At 75.0% G+C, this 9,131-nt stretch carries 6 protein-coding genes; 5 read left to right on the top strand and 1 reads right to left on the bottom strand.

The features are described from left to right. Positions 1–49 precede the first annotated feature (49 nt). From AB0P41_RS07975 to AB0P41_RS07965, 3 genes are read left to right on the top strand one after another with little or no spacing between them, the layout of a single operon-like run. Positions 50–2,944, top strand: coding sequence for a hypothetical protein (locus tag AB0P41_RS07975; protein ID WP_365930834.1), 2,895 nt, complete (start codon positions 50–52; stop codon positions 2,942–2,944). Then, on the top strand, positions 2,944–4,164 hold the full coding sequence (locus AB0P41_RS07970; protein ID WP_365930832.1) for an RICIN domain-containing protein: 1,221 nt from the start codon (positions 2,944–2,946) through the stop codon (positions 4,162–4,164). The genes AB0P41_RS07975 and AB0P41_RS07970 overlap by 1 nt, the downstream gene beginning before the upstream one ends. 54 nt (positions 4,165–4,218) lie before the next feature. After that, positions 4,219–5,511, top strand: coding sequence for an RICIN domain-containing protein (locus AB0P41_RS07965; RefSeq protein ID WP_365930830.1), 1,293 nt, complete (start codon positions 4,219–4,221; stop codon positions 5,509–5,511). A gap of 13 nt (positions 5,512–5,524) precedes the next feature. Here the strand turns inward: AB0P41_RS07965 and AB0P41_RS07960 are convergent, their stop codons facing one another. Then, positions 5,525–5,746, bottom strand: coding sequence for a hypothetical protein (locus AB0P41_RS07960; protein WP_365930828.1), 222 nt, complete (start codon positions 5,744–5,746; stop codon positions 5,525–5,527). Positions 5,747–5,933: 187 nt separating this feature from the next. On the opposite strand from AB0P41_RS07960, the gene AB0P41_RS07955 reads away from it, so the two are divergent. Together AB0P41_RS07955 and AB0P41_RS07950 are read left to right on the top strand one after the other, a co-directional pair. Continuing rightward, the gene (locus tag AB0P41_RS07955) at positions 5,934–6,695 is read left to right on the top strand and encodes an HAD-IA family hydrolase (protein ID WP_365930826.1); all 762 of its coding nucleotides are present in this window, start codon (positions 5,934–5,936) and stop codon (positions 6,693–6,695) included. Further along, entirely contained in the window at positions 6,695–9,124 is a 2,430-nt protein-coding gene (locus AB0P41_RS07950) for a glycosyl hydrolase family 65 protein (protein ID WP_356709354.1), read from the top strand. Before AB0P41_RS07955 ends, AB0P41_RS07950 begins: the two co-directional genes overlap by 1 nt. Positions 9,125–9,131 lie beyond the last annotated feature (7 nt).

Below are 9,131 nucleotides of genomic sequence, written 5' to 3'. Positions count from 1 at the left end.
GTGTTGTGTGGACACGTGAGGGCCGTATGACCGATCTCGGAGCCGGGCTGTGAGCCGATGGTCCCTGAGGCGCAAGGGGACGACAGGTCACGGCCGCGCCCCGGAGCCCACCGGCGCCGCGGCGTTCGCCGTGGAGGAGTACGACGGGATCGTGCTGCTCAGGTCGTCCACGGACGACTCGCTCACCTCCGCCGACATCGGTGACCTGGCCCGCTCCCTGGCGTCGGACGACGGCACGGTGACCGTGGTGACCGGGGCCGAGGAGGAGGCGGCGGACGCTCTGTGGCCGCGCCTCGCCACGCTGCTGGACTCCCTCCGTGACGAGAACGTCACCTCCGTCAGGCTGGTCATGTCCGGCGCCGGTGACGACCGGCCGGGTCGTGAGGCTCCGGCCCGGCGCATCGCGGAGGCCTGGGGGCTGGAGGTCATCGCTCCCGACGCCGTCGTCCTCGTCGTACCGGGCGGCGGGCTCTTCGTCCCGGGGGTGCGCCCCGACTCCCGTACGTGGTGCGGCTGGTGGCGCTTCGCGCCGGGTGAGGAGCCCGTCGCGCTGGGGCCTCGCCAGCCCTCTCCCGCCTGGCAGGCCGGGCCGCCGGTCCGGACGGAGAGCACCGCAGGCGGATGCGTGGTCGAGCAGATACCCGCCGGCCTGCTCGTACGGCCGAAGGACGCGCTCGCTCCGCGCCTCGGGGACCTCTGCTACGCGATACCCGTGGACCGGAGCGGACCACTGATCCTGGTCGGCGTCCCGGACGGGGAGGACGTCCTGCCGGCCGATGTGGCGGAAGCCGCCGGGTCGTTGCCCTCCTCGGCGCGGTCCCGGATCCGGATCGCCCCCGGGGGACGGAGCGACGTGCTGGAGGCGGGCCGCTCCCTGGCCGGGACCCTGGGCCACGACGTCGTCGTCCACACCGGGCTGCCGCTGCTGCCCACGGGCGGCCTGACGGACCGGTACGCCGTACGGGCCACGATCGCCGACGCGGACGGGGTCCCGCGCTGGCATCCGTACGTGGACGCGGTCGTGTGTCCCCCCGGGGAGGACCCGCGACTGCTGCGGTGGAGCTCTCCGGTGCCGGGCCGAGGGCGGGGGGAGCAGGGCGTGCTGCCGCTCTCCGACCGCTGGCAGGCCGCCGTGACACGGGCGGGGCTGTGGATCAGCGGCCCGGACGGCGACCCGGTGCCGGTCGCCGGACGCCCGGTGGCCGCCGACGGCCCGGTGATCGAGGTGGGGCGAGCCGGAGAGCCTCTGGACGCGTCGCTCTGGCCGGAGCTGTCCCGGCTGCTCGACGCGCTCGGGGCGGACGTCTGCGCACGTGCCCGGCTGATGGTGCACGGCACCTGTGTGGACGGCGGCCAGGCACTCCGGGGTCTGGCCGGGCGGCATCACCTGCGGAGCCTGCGCTTCGGGACGCTTCCCGTGCCGGGGGCGGGGCGTGCGGGACGTTCCACGGCGGCAGCCGTACCGGCGCCGGCTGCGTCCGCCGGCTCCGCGGTGACGCACGGGGCCCGGCCGGCCCGGGGGCTCACGTCCGGCCCTGCGCCTTCCGGGGCCGCTACGCCTGCACGGGTCGCTACGCCTGCCCGGACGCCTGCGTCCGCGCCGGGGTCGGCTCCGGTGTTCGCGTCCGCTTCCGGGTCGGCTCCGGGGGCTTCGCCCGTCTCTGCGTCCACCGCGTCCACCGCGGCCTCCGGGCCGGTGCCCGCGCCCGCCCCCGCGCGTGCGCTCGCTCCGGCCGCGCGTCCGCGTGGGGCCGGTCCCCGGATCCCGCTGGCCCAGCTCCTGGAGCCGGACGCCGGCCCCGAGCCGGCCACGGTGTCCGGCTCTCCGGCGCCCGCCTCGCCCGCTCCCGCGCCCCGGCGCGCGCCGGGCCCTGCCACAGCCACGGCGGAAGGGCCCCGCGCGGTCACCGGACCGGCCCCCGGCGAGCCGGGCCCCACGCGATCGTCGGGCCCCGCGGAGGAGCCGGGCGTGACCGCACCCCTGGGCGAAACCACGGCCCCGGCCGCTGCCGCCCCCGTTCCCGCACCTTCGACGCCTGAGCCCTCCGAGCCGTCCGCCGCGCCCGCCAGGGTGATCGCGACCTCCTCGGACCCCGACCCCGGCCCCGTGCCGGCGCCTCCGGCGGCGAGCGGCGCCGTCCGGGGCGCCGAGGCCTTCGCCCCGGCGCCGTTCCTCCCCGGATACAGCAGCACGGAGGAGGAACGAGCGGCCTTCCGGGAACTCGCGGCGAGCGAGTGGGAGCGTCACGGGGCCGCCGTGGCCCGGATGCTGACCCGCATGCCCGCGCTGCGCGGGCGGGAGCAGGAGGCCGCCCGCGCCGACCTGATCGCCCTGCGGCTCTATCTCCGGGTCACGGAAGGGCCGTTGAGCCACGGCGCACTGCACCACGCCCTCGGAACGGGCGACAGGAAGCTCCTGCCCTACGCCGCCTGTGTGGCGTCCGGGCTGCGCCGGCTGCCCGCCTTCCGGGGAGCCGTCGTGCGAGGCGCCCGCCCGGGGGAGACCCCGGCGGCGGGGAGCCTGCTGAGGGATGCCGGCCCGGTCAGCGCCCTGCCGGCCGACGGCGCCCAGCCGGCGCCCGGCGGTGCCCGCTACCTGGTCTCGTCGGTCACCGGGCGGCGCATACGGCAGCTGCTCGACGGTTCCGCGGACGACGTCCGGGCCGATGAAGTGGTCTTCCCGCCGGGCACGGTGTTCCGGGTCCTGGACGTCCGCCCGGACAGCGGGTCGCCCGCCTCCCCTCTGGTTCTCCTGCGTGAACTCCCCGGAATCCCTCCGGCGTCCGCCTCCGGCGGGGCACCGCTCGACGACCAGGACGACGCCGCGCTCGCCCGGTTGGACGCCGCGCTCAGCGGTGGCACCGCGGCAGCGGCCACGGGCCCTTGGCCCGTCCGCTGCGCCGGACCGGTCGGTCTCCCCCACAGCAACGGAAAGAGTGACTGATGGCCCGTGAAGAAGGCTCCACGCACCCCGCGGTGCGCCGCGCCACGGCTCTGCCCCAGGTCTCCGGCACCGCCGCGGGCCCCGCACTCACCCCTCGTACCCCTGCCGCCGGCCGGCCGGCGGGTGAGGAGCCGGGTGGAGCGGCGGAGGGCCGCACCGAGGCCGCCGCCCCCGTCCCGGCCACCGTGGCCGAACCGGAGACCGGCGCGGGGCCCGCCGCCGCCGGTGTCACGGCGGCCTCCCCCTCCGCCGAACCGGACCACACGACCGCCGTGGCGGCAGGGGCCGGCGGCAGGACGGAGCCGCCTGCGGCCACATCGGCTGCCGGTGAACCCCCGTCCCCCCGGCCCAACAAGCCGCTGCTGGCCGCCGCAGCCATCGGCGGAAGCCTCCTCATAGGCGTACCGCTCCTCTTCATGGGGCTGAGCGACGACGACACCCGCACCCGGCCCGCCGCCGCGTCGGTCTCGTCCGACGTGATGCCGCTCGACGAGGGACAGACCGGCCGTACGGCAGGGAGTTACGCGCCCGCCTCACCCTCTGCGACTCCCTCCCCCAGCGGCACGGCAAAGGAGTCCGCCGGACCGTCGCCATCGGCACGGGTCACGCAGGACAGCGGGAAGGCCACCACGAGCGGTACGCGGAAGCAGACGGAAGCGAAGACCGCCAAGAAGCCGGAACCCTCCAAGGCGGCCGTGCGTCGGGCGGCCGTCCGGGCCGGGGGCGCGCTGCCCACGTCGGCACGGTTCTCGACGGTGACGGGCGTCCTGATCAAGAACCGGATGACCGGGCTCTGCGCCGACGTGCCCGACTTCGGGAAGGGAAAGCTCAACGGCAAGGTCGAACAGTTCACCTGCGACGGGTCCAGCCGCGACAACCAACTCTGGGACCTGGTGGTCAACCAGAAGGGCGCGGGTCCTGACGGGGCCGACCTGTTCACCATCCGCAACGCCAAGGACAACTACTGCCTCGACCTGCCGGACTACGGGGCCAGGCCCTCCCGTACGGGCGTCTACGAATGGCACTGCAACCCGGGCGCGGGTGACAACCAGATGTGGTTCCTGGACAAGCGCGCCGGCGGTTCCTTCTGGATCCGCAACCACAAGAGCTCCAGCCTGTGCCTGGACGTCTCCGGCCTGGGAGGTTCCGGCGGCCGTGGCGCTCATCTGACCGTGTTCACCTGCTCCGCCCAGGACGACCACGCGTGGTCGTTCGCGTGATGCCCCACCGCGCCGCACGCCCCCGCGTTCCCTCATCCCACGGAGGTTGATCCGATGCCCGCTCCCCGGGCTCCCGAAGGCCGAGGAGCCGCCGCCGCGGCCGGCCCGCCCGCCGTCCGCCAGGCGGTCGCGCTCCCGGCAGGAACGGGAGCGCCCAGCGGCGCCCTGACCCCTGCCGGCCGGCGCGGCCCCGCCGCCCTCCCCGAGGGGTCCCGCGCACCCGCCGCCCCGCACGGGGAAGGGAGCGTGGAACCGGAAGCCACGGCCACGACGACCGGCGAGGCGACGACGGTCGGCGGGGCACCGGCGACGGCCGGTACCGCGACGGCCGGTACCCGGCCGACCACGGGCGAGGCTGCACCGGCCGCCTCCCGGCCGACCACGGGCGAGGCTGCGACCACGGGTGAGGCTGCGACCACGGGTGAGGCTGCGACGACGGGCGGGACCGCCACGGGCGAGACCCCGGCCCCGGCCCCGACCGGGACCGCGACCACAGGCGGCCCGCCGGCCGCCACGGCCGCGGCGACGGCCCCCGCGCCCGACGAACCCGACGCCGGCGCCGACGGGGCACACGCGGGGCGCCCGAAGAAGCCGCTGCTGGCCGCCGCCGCGATCGTCGGCTCCCTCCTGATCGCGTTGCCCTTCGCACTGGCCTCCGACGGCGGCCGGGACGACGCGGCGGCCGGTCTCGTCACGTCGGCCACGACGGGCACCGTGCTCCAGGACGACCCATCCGGCCTGCCCGGCGCCTTCACCGCCGAGTCCCCCTCCGCCTCCCCCACGGCCTCGCCCTCGGCCTCCTCCCCGGCGGAACCCGGGAAGAGGCAGCCGGCGAAGACGGCGCAGGCGACCCCGTCCTCCGCCGGCACCCGAGCGACCACCGCGCCCGCGAAGGCGAAGGCGAAGCCCGCCCCCTCGCGGAAGGCGACGACCGCGGCGGGCACCCGGAAGGCGGCTGCGCCCCGCCACCCCGGGCGCCCCCTGGTCAGCGCCCAGTCGGGCAAGTGCCTGAGCGCGGGCACCGGCAAGGACGGCACGCAGCTCAGGCTGTGGACGTGCGACGGATCAGCGGCCCAGCACTGGGACTTCAGGGCGGACGGCACCGTACGCTCCATGGGCATGTGCATGGACGTCGCCTGGGCCTCGACGGAGGACCTCACGGCGATCCAGGTCGCCTACTGCAGCGGAAACGCGGCCCAGCAGTTCTACCTCAACTCCACGCAGGACCTGGTCGCGAGGATCGCGGGCAAGTGCGTGGACATCTTCCAGGCGGACACGGCGAACGGCACCCCGGCGGTGCTCTTCCCCTGCTCCGGCGGCCCGAACCAGACCTGGTCCAAGGCCTGATCCGGGCCCTCCGCTACCGCCCTACGGAGTCCGCGCCGCCCCGGGCTGAGCGGGACGCGTCCCCGGCCTCCGCCTCGTGCCGGTGACACGCGGGGTTCTGACACGGCCCCGCGCCCCAGTGGGGGACGAAGATGCCGAGGGTCTTGTGCCGCGCCAGCACGGTCGCGACGGGCTGCTTGCAGGCCGGACACACGTACTCCGCCTGCCGGTCGGTCTGACGCTCGGTTCTGGCCATGTTTTTACGGTAGCCCCGAAGGGGACAACGAGAAACTTTTCCGACTTTTTGCCCGTGGTTGCCTTCGAGCTTGCACAACGGCTCCTGGGCTTCGCGAGGGTCGGCCGTCCCGGAAGCCACGAGGAGCGGTACGGGCCGGAACCTGGTGCCATGGAACGGGGACGCCTCGACGAAGGGACCACCGGGCATGGCACGCGCAGCGTCACCGGCCGCAGTCCTGCTCTCCGTGCACGCCGTCGTCTTCGACACCGACGGCGTGATCACCGACTCCGCTCCGGCGCACGCCGCCGCCTGGAAGAAGGCGTTCGACGCCTGTCTGGCCACCCGCGAGGGCCAGCGGCCCTTCGACGAGGCGGACGACTACCGGCGCTACGTCGACGGCAAGGCGCGCATGGACGGCGCCGCCGCGTTCCTCGCGTCCAGAGGCATCGACCTCCCCGAAGGCGGCCCCGACGACCCCCCGGGCACCGAAACCGTGCGGGCCGTCGCCGCGCGCAAGGACCAGGCGTTCACCCTGCGCCTGCGCGACCGTCCGATCGCGGTCTGGCCGGGGACGGTCCGCCTCCTGCACGTGCTGCACGAAGCGCGGGTGCCCTTCGCCGCCGCGTCCGCCTCCCGCCACGCGACCGAGCTGCTCGCCGGGGCCGGCCTGCTGGACCTGTTCACGGCGGTCGTCGACGGCAACGAGGCGCGCCGCCTCCAACTGCCCGGCAAACCGGACCCCGCCCTGTTCACCGAGACGGCACGGCGCCTGGGCGTCCCGCCCGGCGACACCGCCGTCGTGGAGGACGCGTTGGCCGGGGTGGAAGCGGGCCGGCGGGGCGGCTTCGGGCTCGTCGTCGGCGTCGACCGGACGGACAGTCCGGAGGGAGCCGCCGGCCTGCGCCGCCACGGCGCGGACCTCGTGGTCGCCGATCCGGGAGACCTGCTGATCAACGGGGAGGACTGATGGCGCGCGGCTGGATCTGGGCGTACGAGGGGTACGACCCGGAGAAGGAACGCCTGCGCGAAGCGCTGTGCACCCTCGGCAACGGCTACTTCGCCACCCGCGGCGCCGCGCCCGAGACCCCGGCGGGCGAGGCTCACTACCCGGGCACGTATGTCGCGGGCTGCTACAACCGGCTGACCTCCTCCGTCCAGGGGCAGCAGGTCGAGAACGAGGACATGGTCAACCTCCCCGACTGGCTGCCGCTGCGCTACCGCATCCGCCCCGCCGGCTCCCGCCCCGGCCCGTGGCTGACCCCCGACCACACCCACCTGGTCGAGCACCGCCAAGCGCTCGACCTGCGGGGCGGGACACTGACGCGTCGCTCGGTGTACGAGGACCCGGCCGGCCGGCGGCTGACGGTGGAGCAGGAACGTTTGGTGCACATGGGCAACCCCCATCTCGCCGCGCTGCACACGGTGTTCACCGCGGAAGGCTGGTCTGGCGAGCTGGAGGTGGAGGCCGGGATCGACGGCGACATCCGCAACAACGGTGTCGCGCGCTACCGCGCCCTGGCCGACCGCCACCTCACCGGCTGGGAGACCGGCACGGAGCCTGGCTCCATGGTGTGGCTGCGCTGCCGCACGGTGGAGTCGGACATCGGCATCGCCCTGGCCGCCCGCACCGTGGCCTCCTGCGGCCCGGAACGGAACGGCGACCACCGGGCCGAACCGGAACAGCAGCCCCGCGCGGTCCACCAGACGCTGCTCCTCCCGCTCGCCCCGGACTCCGGTGCCGTCGTCGACAAGACGGTCGGTCTCTACACCTCCCGCGACCCGGCCATCGGCAGTCCGCTGCGGGCCGCCGTGCACGCGGTGGGTGAGGCCCCGGCGTACGCCCGGCTGCGGGCCTCGCACCGCCGGGCCTGGGCGGACCTGTGGCAGCAGGTGAAGCTGGAGGTGCCGGGCGAGCCCGGGCACATCCTGCGGCTGCACCTCTTCCACGTGCTGCAGACCCTGTCCCCGCACACCGCCGAGCTCGACGTCGGGGTGCCGGCCAGGGGGCTGCACGGTGAGGCGTACCGGGGCCACGTCTTCTGGGACGAGCTCTTCGTCCTGCCCTTCCTGAACCTGCATCTCCCGGAGGTCTCCAAGGGGTTGCTCGACTACCGCCACCGGCGGCTCCCCGCGGCCTGCGCCGCCGCGCGCGCGGTGGGCAGGGCGGGGGCGATGTACCCGTGGCAGAGCGCCGACGAAGGGCGCGAGGAGACCCAGGAGGTCCACCTCAACCCCCGCTCGGGACGCTGGCTGCCCGACCGTTCGCGCCTGCAGCACCATGTCGGCTCGGCGGTGGCGTACAACGTGTGGCAGTACTGCCAGGCCACCGGCGACACGGAGTACCTCTACTCCAAGGGCGCCGAGATGCTGATGCAGATCGCCCGCTTCTGGGCGGACAGCGCCGAGTGGGACGACGCCCTCGCGAGGTACCGCATCCGGGGGGTCGTCGGCCCCGACGAGTACCACGACGGCTATCCGGATTCGGAGGCCGCGGGGCTCGACGACAACACGTACACGAACGTGACCGCGGCCTGGGTGCTGGCACGGGCCGGTGAGCTCTGCCGCATGCTGCCCCGGAGCCGGTGCCGGCAGCTCCTCGACCTGATCCGTCTCGACCCGGCGGATCTGGAGCGCTGGGACGACGTCTCCCGGCGGCTGTACGTGCCCCGCCACCGGGGCGTCATCAGCCAGTTCGCCGGCTACGGGGATCTGGAGGAGCTGGACTGGGCCGGCTACCGGCAGCGGTACGGGGACATCCGGCGGCTCGACCGCATCCTGGAGGCGGAGGGCGACACCGTCAACCGCTACCAGGCGTCCAAGCAGGCCGACGTACTGATGCTCGGCTACCTCTTCTCGCCCAGGGAACTCGTCGAGCTGTTCGGACGGCTCGGCCACGAGCTCGACGACGAGAGCTGGCGGGCCACCGTCGACTACTACGTGGGCCGTACGAGCCACGGCTCCACCCTCAGCTCCCTCGTCCACGCCTGGGTGCTGGCGCGCGTCCACCGTGACGACGCCTGGGCGTACTGCGAGGAGGCGCTGATCGGTGACGTGGCCGACATCCAGGGCGGCACGACGGAGGAGGGCATCCACCTCGGCGCGATGGCCGGCACCCTCGATTTCGTCCAGCGCGGCATGACGGGCCTGGACACCCGGGAGGACGCCCTGTGGCTCGCGCCGGCCACGCTGCCCCAGCTCTCCAAGTTCCGTATGCGGCTCCGCTTCCGCCGGCACTGGGACGTGGACCTGCGCATCCGCGCCGAGCGCCTCAGGATCGCCGTACCGGACTCGGAGCGGCCGGGGGTCCGGGTGCGGGTGGACGGCAGCTCCTACATCATCGAGCCGGGGACGGCGCGGTGGCTGGAGCTGCCCGAGGACATGCCCGGCGGCTGGTGAAGACCCG

It is taken from the genome of Streptomyces sp. NPDC079167, from assembly GCF_040686735.1.
Lineage (GTDB): Bacteria > Actinomycetota > Actinomycetes > Streptomycetales > Streptomycetaceae > Streptomyces.
Note: the sequence above shows the minus strand (reverse complement) of the source record. Positions and strands in the feature narration are given on the sequence as shown.

Bases quoted from the DNA above. Each gene is read 5' to 3' on its own strand.
- AB0P41_RS07950 (WP_356709354.1), top strand. From the start codon at position 6,695: ATGGCGCGCGGCTGGATCTGGGCGTACGAGGGGTACGACCCGGAGAAG.
- AB0P41_RS07965 (WP_365930830.1), top strand. From the start codon at position 4,219: ATGCCCGCTCCCCGGGCTCCCGAAGGCCGAGGAGCCGCCGCCGCGGCC.
- AB0P41_RS07960 (WP_365930828.1), bottom strand. From the start codon at position 5,746: ATGGCCAGAACCGAGCGTCAGACCGACCGGCAGGCGGAGTACGTGTGT.
- AB0P41_RS07970 (WP_365930832.1), top strand. From the start codon at position 2,944: ATGGCCCGTGAAGAAGGCTCCACGCACCCCGCGGTGCGCCGCGCCACG.
- AB0P41_RS07955 (WP_365930826.1), top strand. From the start codon at position 5,934: ATGGCACGCGCAGCGTCACCGGCCGCAGTCCTGCTCTCCGTGCACGCC.